Source organism: Burkholderia sp. MBR-1, assembly GCF_013822785.1.
In the GTDB taxonomy this organism is placed as follows: Bacteria; Pseudomonadota; Gammaproteobacteria; order Burkholderiales; family Burkholderiaceae; genus Burkholderia; species Burkholderia vietnamiensis.
Window position 1 is genome coordinate 857029 of record NZ_CP053611.1, and the last position, 22195, is coordinate 879223.

Here is a 22195-nt window from a genome sequence, read left to right on the forward strand (position 1 = left end):
ACACTCGGGGTGACATCATGGATCAATCGGTTGACGTACTGATCATCGGCGCCGGGCCGGGCGGCCTCACCGCCGCCTACCTGCTGACCAAACAGACCGCGCTGTCGGTCGCGCTCGTCGAGAAGGATCCCCACTATGTCGGCGGCATCAGTCGCACCGAACGGTTCGACGGCCATTGCTTCGACATCGGCGGGCACCGCTTCTTCTCCAAGTCCGCCGAGGTCGTCGCGCTGTGGCACGAGCTGCTGCCGGACGACTTCATCGAGCGGCCGCGCAGCTCGCGCATCTTCTACCGGAACAAGTTCTACCGCTATCCGCTCGACGGGCTCGAAGCGCTGATGAACCTGGGCATCGTCGAAAGCGCGCGCTGCGTGCTGTCCTACCTCGCCGCGCGCGTGCGGCCGTGCCGCAACCCGACGTCGTTTCATCAATGGGTCGCCAATCAGTTCGGCGAACGGCTGTTCTCGATCTTCTTCAAGACCTACACCGAAAAGGTGTGGGGCATGTCCTGCGACGAAATTTCGGCCGACTGGGCCGCACAGCGCATCAAGGGGCTCAGCCTGTCCACCGCGATCGCCGGTGCGGTGAAGCGGTCGCTCGGGATCCGGTCGCGCCGGACCGACGTCAAGTCGCTGATCGAATCGTTCCACTACCCGCGACGCGGCCCCGGCATGCTGTGGGAAGCCGCCGCGCGCAAGTTCGAGCAGCAAGGCGGACGGTTGATGATGGGCCACGCAGCGGGCGCACTGCAGTACGACGGCCACGCGCGGCGCTGGCTCGTCGAAACCATCGGCCCCGACGGACAGACGCATCGCATCAGCGCGCGCGACGTCGTGTGCACCGCGCCGCTGCGGGAAACCATCAACGCGATTTCGCCGCGGCCGTCGTCCGCCGATGCCGCCGCGCGGCTCCAGTACCGCGACTTCATCACGGTCGCGCTGATACTCGACCGGCCGGCCACGTTCACGGACAACTGGATCTACATCCACGACCCGTCGGTCAAGGTCGGGCGCATCCAGAACTTCGCATCGTGGTCGCCCGAGATGGTGCCCGACGCCGCGACGGGCGGTTGCCTCGGGCTCGAGTACTTCTGCTTCGACGGCGATGCGATGTGGGAGAGCAGCGACGCCGACATCACCGCGCTCGCGATCCGCGAGCTCGAACAGATCGGCTTGGCGACGCGCGACCAGATCCGCGGCGCGCGCGTCGTGCGCCAGCCGAAGGCGTACCCGGTGTACGACGACGATTACCGCGCGATCGTCGACCAGATCCGGGCCGATCTGGCCGAACACTTTCCGAATCTGCATCTCGTCGGCCGCAACGGCATGCACAAGTACAACAACCAGGACCACGCGATGATGACGGCGATGCTGACCGTCGAGAACATCGTCGCCGGGCATCGGCTTCGCGACGTATGGGCCGTCAACGAGGACGCCGAATATCACGAGAGCGGCGCCGAACCGCAAACCGGCGCAGCGGGCCTGCGCGCCGTGCCGGCCCGCACCGTTCAGTGGAGGCGGACATGATGCTGTCGCGCTATTGCGTCGTCAGCGTGGTGTCGCTCGGCGTCGACTGGGCGCTGTTCGTCGTCCTGAAGGCGACGATGCCGATCGACGCGGGGATCTCGGCGTGGCTCGCGTACCTGGGCGGCGGTGTCGTCAACTATCTGCTGTCGCGCCGCGTGGTGTTCCGCTCCGACGCGACCGGCCGCCGGCAGCTCGGCGAAGCGCTGCTGTTCGCGGCGAGCTGCGCGCTCGGCTCGCTGCTGACCGGCGGCATCGTGCACGTCGCGTCGGCGCGGGTCGGCACGGTCGCCGCGAAATGGATCGCGGTGGCCGTCAGCTTCGTCACGCTATATCTGGTGCGCAGGATCGTCGTGTTCAGGACGGCGCACGTGCGCGTAGGGGATGCGGCGGCGGCCGCGCGCCGCGAAGCCGGCGCGAGCGCGCACGTCGAGGCGACGGTTCGTTGACCGCGTGGGCGGATAACGGTCGAGCGCGTGCATAGCGCGTCCGCCCGCGTGTCGGACGCGCGATCGATCGCATTGCCCGAATCGAAAACCGGCGCCGACGTCCGATCCGAACGCCGGCGGCGGCCTCGGCAACGCTGCGTTTCGCCCCGACACGCAGTGCCCGCGTTGGCGCGGGACGAAAGCGCCAGTCAGCGGCAGCACCGCTGATCAACCGGCCTGGGCCACGCCGTCACGCACCGCGTCGCCGCCGTCCGAGGCCGTGCGCGCGAGCACCGGCTTCAACGCGTGTCCGGTATGGCTCGCGTTCACCTTCGCGAGCCTTTCCGGGGGCGCCGCCGCGACGATCGTGCCGCCGCCCACGCCGCCTTCGGGGCCGAGATCGATGATCCAGTCGGCTTCCGCGATCACGTCGAGGTCGTGTTCGATCACGACGACGCTGTGCCCGCCGTCGACCAGCCGGTGCAGCACGCGGATCAGCTTCGCGACGTCGGCCATGTGCAGGCCGACCGTCGGCTCGTCGAGCACGTACAGCGTGTGCGGCGCCTTCTGCCCGCGCCGCGTGATGTCGTCGCGCACCTTGGTCAGCTCGGTGACGAGCTTGATCCGCTGCGCCTCGCCGCCGGACAGCGTCGGCGACGGCTGGCCGAGCGTCAGATAGCCGAGGCCGACGTCCTTCATCAGCTGCAGCGGATGCGCGATGTTCGAGATCGGCGCGAAGAACGCGACCGCTTCGTCGATCTCCATCGTCAGCACGTCGCCGATGTTCCGGCCGCGCCACGTGACCGCGAGTGTTTCGGGGTTGAAGCGCTGCCCGTGGCACACGTCGCACGGCACCTTCACGTCCGGCAAAAAGCTCATGCCGATGGTGCGCACGCCCTGCCCTTCGCACGCCGGGCAGCGCCCGTCGCCGGTGTTGAACGAGAAGCGCGACGCCGTGTAGCCGCGCGCGCGCGCTTCGAGCGTGTCGGCGAACAGCTTGCGGATCGTGTCCCACACGCCGATGTAGGTGGCCGGGCACGAACGCGGCGTCTTGCCGATCGGCGTCTGGTCGACTTCGAGCACGCGGTCGATGCTCTCCCAGCCGCTCAGCGACGCGCAGCCCTGCCACGCGTGCGTCACGCTCAGCGCCGGCCGCGGCGCGCTGCGCGCGAGCACGCTGGAGCGGCGCTTCGTCGCCGGCGCGTCCAGCTGCGCGGCCTTGCGCGCGCGGCGCGTGGCCGGCGACGACAGCACCGAGCGGCCGACCGCGTCCAGTAGGTTCGTCATCAGCACGTCGCGCGCGAGCGTCGACTTGCCGGAGCCGCTCACGCCGGTCACCGCGACGAGCCGCGCCAGCGGAATGTCGACGGTAACGTCGCGCAGGTTGTGCAGCGTCGCGCGATGCACGGTGAGCCAGCCGTCGGGCACCGCGTCGGCGCCGTGCTGGCCGCGCGGGTTCACCGGGCGGCGCGGCTGCAACGGATGCGTCATCGGATGCGCGAGCAGGCGGCCCGTCACCGAATCGGGTTGCGCGGCGAGATCGGCGACCGCGCCTTCGGCGACCAGCGTACCGCCGCGCTTGCCGGCGCCCGGCCCGATATCGATGATGTGATCGGCGCGGCGGATCGTGTCCTCGTCATGCTCGACGACGACCAGCGTATTGCCCTTGTCGCCGAGCTTGCGCAGCGCGTCCAGCAGGATCCGGTTGTCGCGCGGATGCAGGCCGATGGTCGGCTCGTCGAGCACGTAGCACACGCCCTGCAGATTGCTGCCGAGCTGCGCGGCGAGCCGGATGCGCTGCGCTTCGCCGCCCGACAGGCTCGGCGCGGCGCGATCGAGGCTCAGATAGCCGAGCCCGACTTCCTCGAGGAACGCGAGACGGCTGCCGATCTCGCTGACGATGTCGCGCGCGATCTGCGCGTCGCGGCCGGTCAATTCGAGCGCATCGATCCAGCGGCGCGTGCCGGACACCGTCCATTGCGCGACGTCGACGATCGAGTGCGCATCGAACGTCACCGCGCGCGCGGACGGATTCAGGCGCGTGCCGCCGCAATCGGGGCACGGCTCGTTGCCGACGCCTTCCGGCTCCTGCTCGTCCGACGGCAAGGTCTGCTCGCGGCCGCGTTCGTCGCCGGCGAACACCGTGTCGTCGTAAGCGGCGCGCTGCTCGCGCGTGAGCGTGACGCCGGTGCCGACGCACGTCGTGCACCAGCCGTGCTTGCTGTTGTACGAGAACATGCGCGGATCGAGCTCGGGGTAGCTGGTGCCGCACACCGGGCACGCGCGCTTCACCGACAGCACCTTGACCGCCCCGACGCCCGCGGTCGAACGATCGTTCTGCATCGCCTGCTGCAGCCCGTCGAGCGGCGCGAGCAGATGCATCACGCCCTTGCCGAGCTCGAGCGTGTCGTCGAGCGCGCGCCGCAACGCGGCTTCGTCGTCGGGCGACACGACGAGATCGGCCACCGGCAGCTCGATCGTGTGCTCGCGGAAACGGTCGAGCTTCGGCCACGGATCGACCGGCACGAATTCGCCGTCGACGCGCAGATGCGTACTGCCGCGCGCCTTCGCCCACTTCGCGAGATCGGTGTACACGCCCTTGCGGTTGACGACGAGCGGCGCGAGCAGCCCGACGTGCTCGCCGCGATGGTCGCGCAGCAGCTGCGCGGCGATCGACTCGACGGTTTGCGACGTGACCGGCGTGCCGTCGTGGATGCAATGCTGGAGGCCGAGCTTCACGTACAGCAGACGCAGGAAATGCCAGACCTCGGACGTGGTCGCGACCGTGCTCTTGCGGCCGCCGCGCGACAGCCGCTGCTCGATCGCGACGGTCGGCGGAATGCCGTACACCGCATCGACCTCGGGCCGCCCGGCCGGCTGCACGATCGAGCGCGCATAGGCGTTCAGCGATTCGAGGTAGCGGCGCTGGCCCTCGTGGAACAGGATGTCGAACGCGAGCGTCGACTTGCCGGAACCCGACACGCCGGTGATCACGTTGAACCTGCCGTGCGGAATGTCGACGTCGAGCGCCTTCAGGTTGTGTTCGCGCGCATTGACGATCCGCACGACGTCCTCGCCCTCGATCGCGCGCCGCGCGCGCGCCGCGTTCAGCGCGACCTGCAGCGGCACGCCTTCGTCGGCGCTTGCGGCGTTGCCGTCCATCGCCTGCTCGTACTGCAGCAGCGCGACGCCCGTATGCGATTGCGCGCACGCCTTCACGTCGTCGGGCGTGCCCGCGCACAGCACCAGGCCGCCGCCGTCGCCGCCTTCCGGGCCGAGATCGATCAGCCAGTCGGCCGCGCGGATCACGTCGAGGTTGTGCTCGATCACGATCAGCGAATGGCCGGCCGCGAGCAGCTTGCCGAACGCGCGCATCAGCTTCGCGATGTCGTCGAAGTGCAGGCCGGTGGTCGGCTCGTCGAACATGAACAGCTTCGCGCGCGCGATGCGCGCCTCCTCGCTCGCGACGCGGCGCCCGCCGGCCGCCGCCGCCGACTCGGCGAGGAAGCCGGCCAGCTTCAGCCGCTGCGCTTCGCCGCCGGACAACGTCGGCACCGGCTGGCCGAGCTTCACGTATTCGAGCCCGACGTCGACGATCGGCTGCAGCACGCGCAGCACCTCGGCGTCCGTCGCGAAGAAGCCGACCGCTTCGCTGACCGTCAGGTCGAGCACGTCGGCGATGTTCAGCGCGCGACCGTCGCGCTCGATCCGCACTTCGAGGATTTCCGCGCGGTAGCGGCTGCCGTCGCAATCGGGGCAACGCAGATACACGTCGCTCAGGAACTGCATCTCGATGTGTTCGAACCCGGAGCCGCCGCAGGTCGGGCAGCGGCCGTCGCCGGAGTTGAAGCTGAACGTGCCGGCGCCGTAGCCGCGTTGCAGCGCGAGCGGCGCTTTCGCGAACAGCTTGCGGATCTCGTCGAACGCGCCGACGTAGCTCGCCGGGTTCGAGCGCGTGGTCTTGCCGATCGGCGACTGATCGACGAACACGACGTCGCCGACCTGATCGGCGCCCGACAGACCGCGGAACGCGCCGGGCGACTCCGTCGCCTTGCCGTGATGGCGCGCCAGCGCCGGATACAGCACGTCCTGCAGCAGCGTCGACTTGCCGGAGCCCGACACGCCCGTCACGCAGACGAGCCGTTGCAGCGGGATCTCGACCGTCACGTCGCGCAGATTGTGTTCGGTCGCGCCTTCGAGCACGATGCGCGGCGTGTCGGCATCGACCGGGCGGCGCGCCCAGTCGGACGCATGCGCGACGTGCTTGCGGCCGCCGAGATACTCGCCCGTCAGCGTGTGCGCCGAGCGGATGTCGCCCGGCGTGCCGTCGAACACGATCGTGCCGCCGCGCTCGCCGGGGCCGGGGCCCATGTCGATCAGCCGGTCGGCCGCGAGCATCACCGACGGATCGTGCTCGACGACGACCAGCGTGTTGCCGGCGTCGCGCAGCCGCTGCATCGCGTCGACGATGCGCGTGAGGTCGCGCGGATGCAGCCCGATGCTCGGCTCGTCGAGCACGAACAGCGTTTTGGTCAGCGACGTGCCGAGCGCCGTGGTGAGGTTGATCCGCTGCACTTCGCCGCCCGACAGCGTCCGGCTCTGCCGGTCGAGCGTCAGGTAGCCGAGCCCCACGTCGCACAGATACTTGACGCGCGTACGCACTTCCGCGAGCAGCAGCTTCAGCGCATCGTCGAGCAGCGCGCTCGGCAGCTCGATGTCGTCGAAGAAGCGGCGAATCCGCTCGATCGGCAGCAGCATCAGGTCGTGCACCGTCAGACCGGGCAGCGCGTCGAGTTGCGCGCGCGTCCATTCGACGCCGCGCGGCATGAAGCGGTCGGCCGGCGCGAGCACCGCGTCGGCATTCGGCTTCGAGCCGAGCCGCCACAGCAGCGATTCGGTTTTCAGGCGCGCGCCGCCGCAGACTTCGCAGGGCGTGTAGCTGCGGTACTTCGACAGCAGCACGCGGATGTGCATCTTGTACGCCTTCGACTCCAGATAGCCGAAGAAGCGTTTCACGCCGTACCACTGGCTCTGCCACTTGCCGTTCCAGTCGGGCGAGCCGTTGATCACCCAGTCGCGCTCGGCCTCCGTCAGATCCGACCACGGCGTGTCGCGGCGGATGTCCGCTTTCGCCGCGTAGCGCATCAGGTCGTCCTGGCATTCCTTCCATGCGGGCGTCTGCATCGGCTTGATCGCGCCGCCGCGCAGCGTCTTGCGCGCGTCGGGAATCACGAGGCCGAGATCGACGCCGATCACGCGGCCGAAGCCGCGGCAGGTTTCGCATGCGCCGTATGCGGAGTTGAACGAGAACAGCGCGGCCTGCGGCTCCGCGTAGCGCAGATCGCTGTCGGGGTCGTGCAGCCCGGTGGAAAAGCGCCACAGCTGCGGCTCGGCCGAGGCGTCCTGCGCATCCGCCGGCAGCACGTAGACGTTCACGCGGCCGCCGCCGCGCTTGAGCGACGCCTCGATCGCCTCGACCACGCGCACCTTGTCGGCCTGCTGCACGCGGAAGCGGTCGGCCACCACGTCGAGCAGTTTGCGCGGGCCGGTCGGCGACGCGACTTCACGCTGCGCCTGCACGCGCGTGTAGCCGCTCGCCGACAGCCACTGCGTGACCTCTTCGTCTGACGCGCTGTCCGGCAGCTCGACCGGAAACGTGACGACGACGCGCGGATCGTCGGCGCGCGTGCGCTCGAGCAGCTGCGCGTAGATCGTCTCCGGCGTGTCGTGGCGCACCTGGCGCGCGGTCTTGCGGTCGAACAGCTCGGCCGCGCGCGCGTACAGCAGCTTCAGGTGGTCGTTCAGCTCGGTCATCGTGCCGACCGTCGAGCGCGAGCTGCGCACCGGGTTGGTCTGGTCGATCGCGATGGCGGGCGGCACGCCGTCGACGCGCTCGACCTGCGGGCGGTCCATCCGGTCGAGGAACTGCCGGGCATACGCGCTGAACGTCTCGACGTAGCGCCGCTGGCCTTCCGCGTACAGCGTGTCGAACACGAGGCTCGACTTGCCTGAGCCCGACGGGCCGGTGACGACCGTCATTTCGCCGGTGCGCAGGTCGAGGTCGAGATTCTTGAGGTTGTGCTGACGTGCTCCGCGAATGCGGATCAGATTGCTGGATGACAATTTGCCTGCCCGTCTGAAGGAGTTAGCCGGAATCACGGTGCCGCGGCGCTGCGGCGGATCTCCGCAGGCACGGCGCACGCGTCGCAGGGGTCATGCCTGGGCGGCGCGCGTCCGGCGGATACTATACTGTACATTCATACAGTTTTCCATCGGGTGGGCGGGCGCCTTGGTCGGATGGGGGCGGCAGGCGCGGGGCTCGATGCGCCGGGGAACGGCGCGGGGATCGGGCCGCGATCGTTGGTGGGGCGGCGTTGGTTGGCGTCGGCTGGCGTTGGCCGCGGCGGTCGGTGGGCGGAGTTGGCCGGTGAGCTTGGTTGGCCGGTGAGCCGAGTTGGGCGAGTTGGGCGAGTTGGCCGCGTCGGCCGCGCTGGTCGCATTGGCCGGGTAGCCGAGTCGGTCCGCGTTGGCCGGCATTGGCACCGTCGGTCGGTGGGCGGAACTGGCCGGTGAGCCTAGTTAGCCGCGTCGGCCACGCTAGCCGCGTCGGTCGCATTAGCCGGGTAGACGACGAGTCGGTCCGCGTCGGCCGCATTAGCCGGGCAAACGAGCTGGTCCGCGTTGGCCGGCGTTGGCAACCATTCGCCGGCGTCCCTCGCGCCGCGATGCGCGCCCGAGCCGGCTTGCCGGACGGAACGTGCGGCCGCGACCGTCCAGCGGCCCGCGGCCCGCAACAATCAGCCTTCCTGCCGCTCGATCAGGAAACGCTCGCGGCGCTTGCCCTTGATCCACGCGGGTTCGCGCCCGCGCCCCGTCCACGTGCGCCCGGTGCTCGGGTCACGATACTTCGGCGCGCCGGTCGGCGTGCGCGTCGATGCCCTGGCGACACGGCCCGTGCGCCCGAAGATCTGCCGGGCCGTCAGCCCGTATTCGGCGACACGGGCGCGCACCTCCTGCAGAACGGTCTCGAGCTCGGCCTGCCGCGCCTCCTCGGCACGCAGCATCAGTTCATCGGCTTGCGCCTTCAGTTCCAGGTAACCCGACATCCTTTTTCTCCAAAGTGTTCCGATGCGATGAAAATCCGAACCGCGCGCGCCGCGAGCGGTTCGTCGTGTGCTCGATGAACGATCGTGCCGCTCGCGGCGCGGCGCCGTTCGCGCCTGTCCGAAGCGCCGCCGGCGAGCACGCTCGTGCTCGTCAGAACGGCAGGCCGACGTCCGGCTTCGCAGCCGTCAGCACGCGGCGGAAATCCGCCTGAATGCGCTCGAGCCCTTCCTGCGTCTCCGCCTCGAAGCGCAGCACGACCACCGGCGTCGTGTTCGACGAACGCGCGAGGCCGAAGCCGTCCGGATACTCGACGCGCAGCCCGTCGATCGTCACGACCTCGTCCGCGCCGTCGAACTTCGCCTCGCTCTGCAGCTTCTCGATCAGACGGAAGTTCTCGCCTTCTTCGAGCTTGAGCTGCAGTTCCGGCGTGCTCATCGCATCCGGCAGCGCATTGAGCACCGCGCTTGGATCAGCCGTCTTCGCGAGGATCTCAAGCAGCCGCGCGCCCGTGTACAGCCCGTCGTCGAAGCCGTACCAGCGATCCTTGAAGAACACGTGGCCGCTCATCTCGCCCGCGAGCGGCGCGCCGGTCTCGCGCAGCTTCGCCTTCACCAGCGAGTGGCCCGTCTTCCACATCAGCGGCTCGCCGCCCTTCTCCTTCACCCACTGCGCGAGATGGCGCGTGCACTTCACGTCGTAGATGATCTGCGCGCCCGGATTGCGCGACAGCACTTCCTCCGCGAACAGCATCAGCTGGCGGTCCGGGTAGATGATCTGGCCGTCCTTCGTGACGACGCCCAGGCGGTCGCCGTCGCCGTCGAACGCGAAGCCGAGTTCCGCGTCGGTGTCCTTCAGCGCCTGGATCACGTCCTGCAGGTTTTCCGGGTGCGCGGGATCGGGGTGATGGTTCGGGAACGTGCCGTCGATGTCGGTGAAGCGCTCGACCAGCTCGCAGCCGAGCGCCTTGAACAGACGCGTCGCGAGCGGGCCGGCAACGCCGTTGCCCGCATCGACGACGAGCTTCAGCGGACGCGCCAGCTTCACGTCGCCGACGATGCGCGCGATGTACTGATCGGCCACGTCGAATGCTTCGTACGAGCCGCTGCCGGTGTCGTAGCGCTCGTCGACGATGCGGCGGTACAGCGCCTGGATCTGCTCGCCGTAGATCGCCGCGCCGCGCAGCACCATCTTGAAGCCGTTGTAGTCGGGCGGGTTGTGGCTGCCGGTGACGACGATGCACGAATCGACGCGGCGCTCGCCGCCCTTCAGCGCGAGCGGCACGCTTGCAGCGAAATAGCCGACCGGCGTAGGCACCATGCCGACGTCGACGACGTCGACGCCCGCCGCACGCAGGCCATCGGCCAGCGCGCCGACGAGTTCCGGCCCGGACAAGCGGCCGTCGCGCGCGACCACGACGGCGTCGCCGCCTTGCGCGCGCACTTCGCTGCCGAACGCGCGGCCGATCGCGCGCGCCGTGTCGGCGTCGAGCGTCTTGCCGACCACGCCGCGAATGTCATATGCCTTGAAGATGGATTGGGAGATCATCAGTTCTCTCTCGGTTGCGTGCATGGAAAACGCTCGGACCGGCGCGTACGCATGGCCGCCTGCGCTGCCGCCGCGCAATCGCGGCGCACCTGGGCGACGGACCAATTCACATGCGCGCACGGCAGCAGCGGCATCTCGTCCCGGCGCGCGCAATGCGCGTTGCCGTGCGTGGCCGGGGCACCGGATCGCCGATACGGACGACTGCCGGCGATGCGCTTCACAATGTCGCCGGTTCCGCGTCGCTGCGGATCGCCGTGCACCGTCGCCGCGGCCGCCGACGCGCATGCAGCTCGCCCACACGACGCGCGCGTCGCGTCGTCGTTCGCGAACCACGTTGCAAATCGCCACCGTCCTGCCACGGTCGAGCCGCATGCACGGCTGCCGATGCGCCGGCCGCGTCGCTTCCGCCCCCGCCGGTCGTTCGATCAGGCACTGTACGTCGCACACACGCCGACGGGCCGACAAAGCTCTGAACGATTCCGCCAGCGCGCGCCACGGCTACAACGGCATCGCATCCCCAGCCGCACGCGCCGCGCTCAGTCCGTCTGCGCGAGATACGGCGACGTGAACACGCGCGGCGGAAACGGCGCCAGCCCGCCTTGCGGCGTGAAGCTGTAGCGCAGATACACGGCGGCCGTCCATTCGCGATACTGATACGCGTTGCCGAACGACGCGGTCGCGCCGACGGCGAGTTGCGGCGCGACCTGATATTCGCCGCGCGCGGCCAGCGAATAGGCGACGCCCGTCTTGCTGTGCGACGGGTACAGCGCGCCCGGATCGAGGCCCACGGCCTGGCTGGCGGCCGCGTTCGCCGCCGCTTGCGCCTGCATGCCCGGATCGAGGGGGAAATACGGCACCGCGTTCTGCCGGTAATGCTGCACGCCGATCGAGCCGTTCAGATCGTAGGTGAACGCGCCGGTCCTGCCTGAATACTCGACCGGAATGTTCAGTATCACGTACTGCTGCGGGCTGAAGTAACCGCCGTGCCCGTACGTGAAATACGACTGGTTCTTGCTGAAGCGCATCCACGTCGCGTTGACGCCGACGGTGAGCGTCCGGTCGGCGTCGTTCAGGATGCGCGTATACGCGCCGCCGCTGCCCTTGCCGGAGAAGTTGCGCTCGACGTGATGGCCGTCGTAGAAGTCGAATCCGGCCGCGACGTAGGTGCCGCTCGTGCCGTCGTCCCAGCTCAGCGTGCCGCGCGCGCCGCTGCGCATCACGCCGCCCCACTTGAGGCCCGCGCCGGCGTCGCGCGCGCCCGCGTACGACAGCACGCTGTCGGTCACCGCGCGGCGCGTCACGGCCAGCGAATACGCCGCGCGATCGGTGATCGCGCCGTTGTAGCGCGCGCCGCCGACGATGTCCTGATACGGAAACCCGACCGGCGTCGCGCCGATCTCGGCCTGCACCTGCTTGCCCTCGTAGCCGAGCGCGACGCCGACGCCGCTCGCGGTCTGCGAGCCCGGCGAGCCGCCGCCCGCCGCCTTCGACAAGCCGGCGCCGAATCGCGCGAGGGTCGGCACGTCGGTGCTCGCGCTGCCGCCGTCGAGCATGACCGGCGTGGCCGTCACGACGACGTGGCCGTTACCGGCCTTGATGCGCCCTTCGATCGGCGCCTCGATATCGGTGAGAGCCGACAGCCCGGCTTCGCCGGTCCGGTTGCGGAACACGAGGCCGCCGGTCAGCGCGCTGGTCTGTTCGCGATTCACCTGCGCGAGCTCCGAGGCGACGTCGAGCAGCTGCGCATCGGCGTTCGCGGCGCCGTCCGGCTGCGGCGGCTGGCTCGCGGGCCGGCCGCCCGCATAGCCGGCCGGCGGACGCGGAATGTAGCGTGGCGCCGCATACGGATCCGCGTCCGTCTGCGCGAGCACGGGCTGCCGTGTCGCCTGCGCCTTCGCGCCGCCGCGCGCCAGCCTGCCGGGCCGGGACGCAGGCACGGGCGCGGCCGCCGATGCAGTCGCCGATGCCGCGGCACGCGACGCAGGCGACATCGGCCACGGCGTCGCGACGTAGCCTGCACCACAGTCGTCGTCAGGGCTGGCCGACGCCCCGCATTCGAGCGACAGCACCTCGGCCGCCGCCTCCCGATACGGCCGATAGCGCGGCGCGGCCGCGGCGCGTCCCGACTCCGCCAAGCCGCCGCCGTCGCCGCCGTAACCGTCCGGATCGCGCGCAACGGGCAGCGGCGCGGCGCGCGGCGCCGGACGGGCCTCGGGCATGGCGGACGGTATGACGTAGGTCGCGGGCGGCGCGGGCGGCATCGAATAAGGCACGGTCGGAACGTAAGAGGACGGAGAGGGCCACGAAGGCGCGCCGGGCGCCGGCAGCGCCGCGCCGGAACGCGTCGACGGACGCGCCGCATCGACGGCGGTCTTGCCTTCGAACGGATTGGTGCCGGGCAGCGGGTTCGCGCCGATGCGCCGCATCGCGTCGTCCCAGCCGCGCGGCACGTTCGCGCGTGTCGGCTTGCCGGACGCGGGCGGCGTATTGGCCACCAGCAACGCCCGCTGCAGATACTGCGCGGCGAGCGTGAGCTTGCCTTGCGCGCGATACAGGCGGCCGACGGCCGCGAGCAGCGCCGGATCGTCGGGCGCACTGCGCAGCGCGCTCGCCGCGAACGCTTCACCGTCGTGCCACGCCTTCGCGCTGCTCGCCGCATAGATCGCCGCGATCAGCAGGCCGACGTCGTCGGGGCGGCGGGCCAGCGCGACCCGATAGCACTTCAGCGCGTTCGCCGGATCGCCGGCCGACGTGTACAGCCGCGCGAGCGCACCCTGCAGCTCCGGGTTGTCGGGCATCGCGGCCAGCCACGGCGCGATGACGGCGTAGCCGCCGGCGAGGTCGCCTTCGTCGCGCACCTGATCGGCGCGACGCACGACGATGTCGAGATTGAGCCGTTCGAAGTCCGCACGCTGCGCGGGCGACAACTGCATCGCATCGAGCCGCCGCATCGCCTCGGCCACGCGCGCATCGTCGTGCGCGGCCGACGCGAGCCGCGCGTATTGCAGCAGCAGGCCCGCGTTGCCGGGTTCCCGGCCCAGCGCACGCTGCACGATCCACAGCGCGCGCGCGGCGTCGCCGGCCTGCGCGTAGCCGGCGGACAGCTGCGCCGCGAGCGCCGGCACCGACAGGCCGATGCCGTCCGCCTCGTGCAGCACGGCGAGCGCCTTCGCTTGCTGGCCGTTGCGCACCAGGCGCGTCGCGAGGGCTACCTGCTGGCCGACCCACAACCGGTGCTGCAACGTCGTCATCGCCGCGGTGCGCTGCGCGGGCGCGATGCGCTCGAGCCGCTGCAGACCGACGCTCCAGTCCTGCGTCTGCTCGGCCAGCAGCGCACCGGCATAGAGCGCATCGGGCATGTCGGGCCGCTCGGCCAGCAAGCCGTCCATCAGGCTGCGCGCGGAGGCGATCGCGCCTTGGCGCACGTACACGCGCGCGAGGTCGAGCCGCAGCCACGGATCGTCCGGATTGCCGGCGAGCGCATCCTCGAACAGGCTGCGCGCCGCGCCGAGGTCGCCGTGCGCTTCGGCCTGCCGCGCCTGCGCGGCCTCGGCCGTACTGCGCAAGCGCTCGAGGCCGCCCGCCTTCGCTTGCTGCTCGGCGCTCAGTTGCGTCGCGAACTGCAACGCCTCGTCCGCGCGCCCCTGCGCGGCCAGCGCGCCGACCAGGCCGCGCATCGCGTCCGGGTTGTCCGACTGGCGCCGCAACGCCATCCGGTACGCCTGCTCGGCGCCGGGCGCGTCGCGGTTCTCCAAAAGCGCGTCGCCGAGCAGCACCTGCGCGGTGACGTTCGACGGGTCCGCGAGAATCGCGCGCTCGAACAGCGCCTTCGCCTGCGCGAAGTCGCCGTTGCTCTGCGCGCCGAGCGCGCTGCTCGTGTAGAACCAGTAGGTCGCGCTGTCGAGCGCCGAGCGCCAGCGCGCCGCATTGCCGCCGCGCGACGCGCGTTCGAGATCGCTGCGCGCCTGCGCGAAGCGCTCCTGCTTCAGCGCGACGATGCCGCGCCCGCCCAACGCATCGCTGTCGTTCGGGTTGGCGTCGAGCACGGCGTCGAAACGCGCGCGCGCCGCAGCGAGGTCGCCACGATCGAGCGCCGCGAAGCCGTCGTCGATCGCGCGACCGCGCGCTTCGTTCGCCGCGCCGCGCCGATCGGGCTCGCGCGCCGCCAGATCGGGGCGCACCATGCTGTCGTAGCGCGCCTTGACCGGCGCATCGTCGGGCGCGACCTTCAGGTACGCGAGATAGCGCGCCTGGTCGGACGGCCGCGCCGCGAGCCACAGCAGCGCCTGACGCCAGCTTTGCAGCGCGTCCTTGCCGACCTTGCCGTCGCCGGCCAACTGTTCGAGCCGGTCGATGCCGTCGCGGCGCGTCGCGTCGCGATAGGTCAGATGTTGCGCATAGGCGAGCGCGTAGCGCGGATCGTCCGGGTTGTCGCGCGCGAGCCGTTCGAGGCCGCGCCGCGCATCGTTCCATCCGCTCGGCGTGGCCGCGAGTGCCTGGAAATACTCGCGCTGCAGCGCCGGCGACGACGGCACGCCCTGCAGCGCGCGCTGATACTGCCGCACGGCCTGTTCGCTCTGCCCGCTTTGCGCGAGGCGGCGCGCATCGCCCAGCTCGGCGTCCCGCGCACTCGATTCGCCCAGGCGGCTCGCGAGTTCGTCGATGCGCGCGAAGCCGGGCGCGGTGCGGCGCAGTTGCTCCAGATAGCGGCGCGCGCCGTCGAGATCGCGGCGATCGGCGAGCACCATCCCCATTCCGAACAGCGCGTCGGGCTGATTCGGATCGACGCCGAGCACCTTGTTCCACGCCTGCGCCGCGAGATCGCCGCGACCGTGCGCCTGCCAGTAGCGGCCCTGATCGACGAGCACTTTGAGCGCGTCGTTGGCGGCCTGCGCCGCATGCGGCAGCGCCAGCGCGCACACGAGGCTCGCGACACCGCCCGCGCGGGCGCCGAGCCCGCGTAACCGTCGGTCGCGCATGTCACTCCTTCAGCCGGCGCGCCGCACGCGCACGCAGCAAACGATAGAACAGCGCCGCCGCGATGAAGGCGCCCAGCACGCCGACCAGCGCGAGCAGCACCGGCCGCCCCGACATGACCCAGCGCACGTAGGTGAGCGGCGGCAGCGCGCCGAGGTGATACGCGGTGTCGGTCGACGCGACCGTCACCGTGCGATCGCGAATCACCACCGTCGCGCCGCGGATCGACGCGAGCAGATCCTCGTCGAGCAGCGCCGGCCCGAGCACCGCGTCCGCATGGCCGGTCGCGCCGATCAGCGCGACCGCGCTGCGGGTCTTGCGCAACGGCGATTCGAAGCCGGCGATCACCGCGCTCGCGCCGTCCGCCACGATCGACAGGCCGGCCTGCACGCGCTCGGCGCCCGGCGAATCGGCCGCGACCGCGCGGCCGAACAGGCCGCCGAACACGCCGCCGCGGCGCTCGTCGTCGAACGGGATGCGCGCGGCCCAGCGGCTCAGCAGCGGCTGCGAGTCCGGCGCGCCGAGTATCAGCAGATCGCGCGACGCGAACGCGTCCACGCCGGCCGCGTCGGTCACCGCCACGCCGCTGACCGGATAGCCGGTCGACGCGCCCATCCGCCCCATCGCGAGCAGGTACAGGCCGTAGACGTCCGCCGACGGCTCGTTCGGCAGCACGACGGCCGTGTCCGACAGATCGGCCATGCGCGTGAACGGAAAGCCGCTGTTCGCGAACGCGGCCAGATCGGGCAGCGCGATGTAGTGCGGAAACGACGACACGTCGATCGTCGAGCCCGGGTCGATCGCGCCCGCGACGTTCTGCAGCAGCCGCCCGGTGCATTTGCCCTGATCCGGCATCTCGTAGAAGAAGTTCAGCGCCAGTTGCGCATGCGGCGTCACCAGCGGCGGCGGCACGTGCAGCGTCGCGCGCGCGGTGCCGTCGGCGACGAACGGCAGGTAGCGGCTCAGGCTCCAGTTGGCCCAGTCGCGCGCCGGAATCGGCAGCGCCTTCACGAACGTATCGTCGACGCTCAGGTTGAGCGACGAGCGATCGGCGCGCAGCGTCGGCGTATAGCGATACCGCAGATCGATCGGCGCGCCGCGCGTGTTCCACGTAAACAGATCGGGCGCCATGCGCAGATCGAGCCGCACCGGGCCGGCCTGGTAGCCGGACACCGACAGCGCGCGTTCCGCCGCCAGTTCGCCGAAACGGACCGGGCGAACCGACGACAGCCAGTTCGGCGCGTCATACGGCACACGCGGCGCGGGCGGCTGCACACCGGTGACCGTGGCGCGCGTGCCCGCGAGCGGGCCGCGGCCGAATGCGAGCGCCAGCGCGGCCGCCTTCAGTTCGGCCGGCGTGCGTCCGAGCACCAGCAACAGCTGGCCGTGTGCGGGCGCGGGGCGGTCGGCGACCGCCAGCGTCGGCCCGTCGATGGCCGGCAGCGGGACGCCGTCCACCCGATCGTCGGTGGTCGCGAACACCACGACGTTGCCCGCTTCCGGCATGGCGCCGACGCGCACCGGGAAGCGCGCGCCGCGATACGACGCGAGCGCGCCGAACCACGATGCGACGATGCCGGCCGCCTCCAGCGTCTCGCGCGACGGCCGCGCGGCGAACGCGAACGGCAGCTCGAGCCGCCGCACGTCGCGCTGATCGAAGAACGGCGCGGGCAGCACGCCGAGCTCGGGCGGCTCGGGCAGCGTCGCATAGGTCAATTCCAGGCGGCTCGCGTTGCTCACCGTCGCCCACAGCGACGAACTGGCCGGATTCTCGCAGCCGTTCGTGTAATGGCCGATCAGCTGAACGTTCAGATGGTTGTACTCGGTGACGAAGCGCGGATCGATCGGCACGTCGCGTGCGACCATCATCCCCGCCTGCGCGGTCGGCAGCGGCAGCGTCGCCGCCACTTCGCCGTTGACCAGCACCTTCAGCTGCGACAGATCCGGCAGCAATGCGGGCGAGTAGCTGTAGACGAGGTGCAGCGCCGCTGCCGTGACGACCTCGTCGCGCCGCACCGAAAACGCGACGCCGTTCTGGCCGTCCGTGCCGTGCAACTGCAACGGATCGCGCGCGCCGAGATCGGCGAACGTCAGCGCCTGACGCCGGCCGCCCGGCACCAGCGTGCCGGGCTCCGCCGTGGTCGGCAGCCGGCCGGCGCGGCGACGCTCGGCTTCGTCCTTCGGCACCGGCTCGGCGAGCAGCGGCGGCGGCGCGACGGCGGGGCCGGCCGGCACGGCCATCGACAGTGACGGCAAACGATCGGCCAGCCGCTCCGGCGGCTCGCCGGGCGACGCGGCACGATCGAACGCGCGCACCGCGCCGGGCTGCTGGGCCAGCGCAGCGGATGCCCAGAGGCCCGACGCGACGCCGCTCGCGAGCGCGCCGAACGCGAACGCGAACGCGTACGTCCGCAGCTTGCGCGGCAAGTGCGTGTGCCAGCTGCCGGCCCGCGCGCGGCATGCCGCGGCCGCCCCCATCGAAACGCGCGCGTTTTCACCCGCGTCGTCGCGCGTGCCGCCGCGCCATCGCGACATCCCCGTCATGCTGTCTGCCCTCGTGTTATTTCTTCGTGATGGTGTCGGCGGCGTCGCCCTTGCCGCCGCGGCCGCCGTGGTGGCCGCCGCGCAGGTCGCCGTACAGGCGCGCGATCACGCGCAGCAAGCCGCGTATGCCGACCGTCGCGAGATGCAGGAACGCATGCGGCGGCGAGTCCGGCCGGCGGCCGGCCGTCCAGTCGATCCATGCGTCCGCGCGCGCGAACGTCGAGCTGACCAGATCGAATTCCTGCTGCTGCGACAGGGTCTCGAAGCGGATGCCGAGCCGCCCCGGTCCCGCGTACTCGATCGTCCCCGGAAACGCGTACTCGTCGACGCCGCGAAACAGCGACACGGTCACCTGTTCGCCGTCGGGCACTCGCGCGTCCTCCGGCACCGCGACGCCGATGCCGCCTTCCGAGTAGTCGAGCGTTTCGCACGCCAGCGTGCGGCCGTTGCCGAACCGCAGCATCACCGGAATGCGCGCGGCGACGCGATGCGACTCGCGCACCTGCCGGCGCTCGTTCGCCGCGGCGACCGCGAGGCCGAGGATCAGCAGGTTGTAAGTCGTCCACGCGAGGTTGAACGCCGTCGTCTGCACCTCGCTGCCCACGCCGCGATTCAGCGCGATATGCAGCGCGCCCATCGCGAGGCCGAACGCGTTCAGGATCACCAGGCTCAGGTACGGCTTCGAGATCGCCCAGTCGAAATAGCCGCGGTCGATCCGGCCGCCCTTGGCCGTGACGTTGAACGTACCCAGCCGCGGATTGACCAGCGCGAGCAGCGTCGGCAACGCGATGTACGACGCGAGCACGGCCTCATAGACCTCCGCCCAGAACGAATGCCGGAACCGGCTCTGCATCCGCGAGTTCGTCAGCGTCGCGTGCACGACGTGCGGCAGCGCGTAGAGCGCGAGCATCGTCGCCGATGCGTGGATCACGTGCGCGCCGAAGAACAGGAACGACAGCGGCGCGGTGAGGAACACCAGCCGCGGGATGCCGTAGAAGAAATGCATCATCGCGTTGAGGTAGCACAGCCGCTGCCCCAGCGTGAGCCCGCGGCCGAACAGCGGATTGTCGATGCGGAAGATCTGCGTCATGCCGCGCGCCCAGCGGATGCGCTGGCCGATGTGGCCGGTCAGGCTTTCGGTCGCGAGACCGGCCGCCTGCGGGATCGCGAGATAGGCGGTCGTATAGCCGTGGCGATGCAGCTTCAGCGCCGTATGGGCGTCCTCGGTGACCGTCTCGGTCGCGATGCCGCCGATCTCCTCGACCATCGAGCGCCGCAGCAGCGCGCACGATCCGCAGAAGAACGTCGCGTTCCAGAGGTCGTTGCCGTCCTGCACCAGCCCGTAGAACAACTCGCCTTCGTTCGGCACCTTGCGGAAGATCCCGAGGTTGCGCTCGAACGGATCGGCCGAGAAGAAATGGTGGGGCGTCTGCAGCATCGACAGCTTCGGGTCGCGGATGAACCAGCCGAGGCACAGCTGCAGGAACGAGCGCGTCGGCACATGATCGCAATCGAAGATCGCGACGTACTCGCCGTGAGTCGACTTCAGCGCTTCGTTCAGGTTGCCGGCTTTCGCGTAACGGTTGTGATCGCGGATCGTCCAGTGCACGCCGACGGCTTCGCAGAAGTCCCTGAACTCCGGCCGGCGCCCGTCGTCGAGCACGTGGATCGACAGCTTGTCGGCCGGATAGTCGAGCGCGAGCGCCGCGTAGACCGTCGGTTTGACGACGCTGAGCGGCTCGTTGTACGTCGGGATGAACACGTCGACGCTCGGCCAGTCCGCACGCGACGCGGGCAGCGGCAACGGCTTGCGCCCCAGCGGCCATGCCGTCTGGAAGTAGCCGAGCAGCAGCACCGCGGCCGCATACACTTCGGCCGCGACGAGCAGCGCGCCCCAGGCGGCGTCGAGCGGGTGCGACCACACCAGCGTTTCGGTGAGTCGCCAGAACATGTACCGGCCGGTGGCCACGACCGACAGCGCGATCATCACGAGCGTCGCGTAGCGGCCGTTCACGCGCCGGATCGCGAGCGCACCGGCCAGGCAGCAGGTCGCGAACGCGAGCTGGCCGGCGTCGTCGAGCGGCACCGTACAGACGAAATACAGCGCCAGCGCCGCGCATGCGGCGAGCGGCGCCGTCACGAGCCAGCCGCTGTCCGGCAACCGGTCGAGCAGCCGGTCGAGCGCCGACCCGCGACCGGCCTCGACAGCCGCGCTCATGCCACGCTCCGCGCATTCGCGCGCCGCCCGAGCGCGCGCTCGAGCCACTCGGCGCACGCGCTCAGATCGGCCGCGGCCTGCGAACGTGGGTCGTAGCGATTCACGGTCGTGCGGCACGCGAGCGATTCAGCGACGCCCTGGTCCGCGTGAATCACGCCGGCGAAGCGCGCCGCGCCGACGCTGTCGCGCAACGCGCGCAGCACGTCGCGGCCCAGCTCGCGCGACTGATCGACCTGATTGACCACGTAGCCGTCGCCGATGAAGTCGGTGCGCGTCGCCGCATAGGCGTCGAGCATGCGCCGCATCTGCGGGATCGACGCGTACGACGCCGCGTCGGCGAGCAACACGGTCAGCACGAAATGCGCAGCCGTCAGTGCGGCGCGCATGTAGACCGACGAGCCGGGCGGCGTATCGACGATCACGATGTCGTCGTCGCCGAGCGCGAGCGCGGCGAGCCCGCGTGCGAGCCACGCCGGATCGCGATCGAGCATGCGCTCGAAGCGGCGCTGATCCGTTTCGCCGACCACGCCGAACGGCATCACCGCGATGCCGTCGACCACCGCGAGCGGCCACTGCCGCTCGCTCAGCGCCGCGCCGGCCAGCCCGTCGCTCATCTCGACCGGTACGCCGAAATGCAGCTTCAGCGCATTCTGCGGATCCAGATCCACCACGCACACGCGATGCCGGCGCGACGCCGCGAGCACGGCCGCGAGGTTCGCCGCCAGCGTCGTCTTGCCGACGCCGCCCTTTGCCGACGCGATCACGACGATCTTCATGAACGGCCCGTCCATACCGGCGGCTGCTTCGGCGCGTCGGCCGGCACATGGCCGCGCAGCCGCTCGAACAGCGCATTCAGCGGCTCGGACGAGCCGGGCGCGCGCGTGCGGTCTGAGGCCGGCGACTTGCCGACCAGTTTCTTCAGCGCGCCGGCGCTGCGATCGCGTGCGGCGGCGTCGGTTGCGGACGCTACGCGCGTGTCGGCCGTCACGGCGTCGACCTCGGGCTGCGTGTGCTCGGCAGCGATCGGCGCGGGCGTGCGAGGCGCGTCGTCCGCTTGCAATTCGACACCAGCGAGCAGCGGCCAGCGCGCGCGCGCCGCATCGGCATCCGCTTCCGCGCGCACCTCGTGATAGCGTCCGGCATCGCCGCCGAAACGCTTGAACAACGATTCGATATCCCGTGAGCTCGACATAAGCTGCCCTGTTGTCATGACGGAGAGTCCGGTCGCGCGGACCGTTCAGTGCGGCGCGCGAGCGATGCGCAACTCGATCCGTGCGTCGTCCTGCGGCACGACGTCCTGCGTCACGCGCAGGCCGGCCGCGCCGACGCTGTCGAACCAGCCCTGATACGCGCCCTGCAGGAACGCCGCCGACCAGCCAAGATGGCCCGCGCCGAGCGCGCGCAACGGCGCCGCGTAATGAACGATACGCAGAAATGCCTGTTCGTCGGACAGCTTGGCGTAGCCCCACTGCATCTCGCGCCAGCGCGCGTTCAAGGCGTTCGCGAGATCGTCGGTCGACTCGCACGGGCCGAGCGGATGCGCGGCCGCGAAGCGCATGCCGACGCGCGCCATCAGTTGGCGGAGTTCGTCCTGATCGAGCTGATCGCTGAATTCGCCGGCAAGCGCCTCCAGGAACCCGCGCCATTGCGGCGACACCTGGCGCTCGAGAAGGTGCTCCAAGATTTCCTGCATGCGAGACGGCCCCGGTGAAATTGGATGATCGGTGTGCCCGCATCGTGCATGTCGTGTGCGGGCATCGTGCCAACGGCGTTTTGGAAATCGTAGCGAATCCCGCTTCGCGGATGGGCGCCAACATCTAGCCCGGAGGCGACAAACTGGCAGACGTAACGGA

Annotated in this window: 11 protein-coding genes; 2 read left to right on the forward strand and 9 right to left on the reverse strand. The window is 70.5% G+C overall.

Annotated features, from left to right (window positions below; genetic code table 11):
* The first annotated feature begins 17 nt into the window (after positions 1 to 17).
* Both MBR110_RS28275 and MBR110_RS28280 read left to right on the forward strand, forming a co-directional pair.
* Positions 18 to 1526, forward strand: coding sequence for an NAD(P)/FAD-dependent oxidoreductase (locus MBR110_RS28275; protein ID WP_034193661.1), 1509 nt, complete (start codon positions 18 to 20; stop codon positions 1524 to 1526).
* Complete coding sequence (locus tag MBR110_RS28280; protein ID WP_011880551.1) at positions 1523 to 1972, forward strand: GtrA family protein; 450 nt, start codon at positions 1523 to 1525, stop codon at positions 1970 to 1972. The genes MBR110_RS28275 and MBR110_RS28280 overlap by 4 nt, the downstream gene beginning before the upstream one ends.
* 207 nt (positions 1973 to 2179) lie before the next feature.
* On the opposite strand, the gene uvrA is transcribed toward MBR110_RS28280, so the two are convergent.
* From uvrA to bcsD, 9 genes are all read right to left on the reverse strand, one after another.
* Positions 2180 to 8074, reverse strand: coding sequence for an excinuclease ABC subunit UvrA (gene uvrA, locus MBR110_RS28285; protein WP_059567076.1), 5895 nt, complete (start codon positions 8072 to 8074; stop codon positions 2180 to 2182).
* 674 nt (positions 8075 to 8748) lie between these two features.
* A complete protein-coding gene (locus MBR110_RS28290; RefSeq protein WP_034193664.1) occupies positions 8749 to 9057 on the reverse strand; it encodes an H-NS histone family protein in 309 nt (102 codons plus the stop codon).
* A gap of 151 nt (positions 9058 to 9208) precedes the next feature.
* Positions 9209 to 10603, reverse strand: a complete 1395-nt coding sequence (locus MBR110_RS28295; RefSeq protein ID WP_041494401.1) for a phosphomannomutase/phosphoglucomutase — start codon at positions 10601 to 10603, stop codon at positions 9209 to 9211.
* A gap of 536 nt (positions 10604 to 11139) precedes the next feature.
* Positions 11140 to 15582 carry a cellulose biosynthesis protein BcsC gene (locus MBR110_RS28300; protein ID WP_181709575.1) on the reverse strand — a complete coding sequence of 1481 codons (4443 nt, stop codon included), beginning with the start codon at positions 15580 to 15582 and terminating at the stop codon, positions 11140 to 11142.
* Position 15583: 1 nt separating this feature from the next.
* On the reverse strand, positions 15584 to 18124 hold the full coding sequence (gene bcsB, locus MBR110_RS28305; protein WP_181709576.1) for a cellulose biosynthesis cyclic di-GMP-binding regulatory protein BcsB: 2541 nt from the start codon (positions 18122 to 18124) through the stop codon (positions 15584 to 15586).
* 16 nt (positions 18125 to 18140) lie between these two features.
* On the reverse strand, positions 18141 to 20342 hold the full coding sequence (gene bcsA / locus MBR110_RS28310; protein WP_181709577.1) for a UDP-forming cellulose synthase catalytic subunit: 2202 nt from the start codon (positions 20340 to 20342) through the stop codon (positions 18141 to 18143).
* Entirely contained in the window at positions 20339 to 21118 is a 780-nt protein-coding gene (gene bcsQ / locus MBR110_RS28315; protein WP_046425571.1) for a cellulose biosynthesis protein BcsQ, read from the reverse strand. Before bcsQ ends, bcsA begins: the two co-directional genes overlap by 4 nt.
* On the reverse strand, positions 21115 to 21507 hold the full coding sequence (gene bcsR, locus MBR110_RS28320) for a BcsR/BcsP family cellulose biosynthesis protein (protein WP_014726204.1): 393 nt from the start codon (positions 21505 to 21507) through the stop codon (positions 21115 to 21117). Before bcsR ends, bcsQ begins: the two co-directional genes overlap by 4 nt.
* Before the next feature lie 72 nt (positions 21508 to 21579).
* The gene (gene bcsD, locus MBR110_RS28325) at positions 21580 to 22035 is read right to left on the reverse strand and encodes a cellulose biosynthesis protein BcsD (RefSeq protein ID WP_041494403.1); all 456 of its coding nucleotides are present in this window, start codon (positions 22033 to 22035) and stop codon (positions 21580 to 21582) included.
* Positions 22036 to 22195 lie beyond the last annotated feature (160 nt).

What these genes read in the sequence shown, in the direction of transcription:
- MBR110_RS28275 (WP_034193661.1), top strand. Translation starts at nt 18, where the DNA reads ATGGATCAATCGGTTGACGTACTGATCATCGGCGCCGGGCCGGGCGGC.
- MBR110_RS28280 (WP_011880551.1), top strand. Translation starts at nt 1,523, where the DNA reads ATGATGCTGTCGCGCTATTGCGTCGTCAGCGTGGTGTCGCTCGGCGTC.
- MBR110_RS28290 (WP_034193664.1), bottom strand. Translation starts at nt 9,057, where the DNA reads ATGTCGGGTTACCTGGAACTGAAGGCGCAAGCCGATGAACTGATGCTG.
- MBR110_RS28295 (WP_041494401.1), bottom strand. Translation starts at nt 10,603, where the DNA reads ATGATCTCCCAATCCATCTTCAAGGCATATGACATTCGCGGCGTGGTC.
- MBR110_RS28300 (WP_181709575.1), bottom strand. Translation starts at nt 15,582, where the DNA reads ATGCGCGACCGACGGTTACGCGGGCTCGGCGCCCGCGCGGGCGGTGTC.
- bcsB (WP_181709576.1), bottom strand. Translation starts at nt 18,124, where the DNA reads ATGACGGGGATGTCGCGATGGCGCGGCGGCACGCGCGACGACGCGGGT.
- bcsA (WP_181709577.1), bottom strand. Translation starts at nt 20,342, where the DNA reads ATGAGCGCGGCTGTCGAGGCCGGTCGCGGGTCGGCGCTCGACCGGCTG.
- bcsQ (WP_046425571.1), bottom strand. Translation starts at nt 21,118, where the DNA reads ATGAAGATCGTCGTGATCGCGTCGGCAAAGGGCGGCGTCGGCAAGACG.
- bcsD (WP_041494403.1), bottom strand. Translation starts at nt 22,035, where the DNA reads ATGCAGGAAATCTTGGAGCACCTTCTCGAGCGCCAGGTGTCGCCGCAA.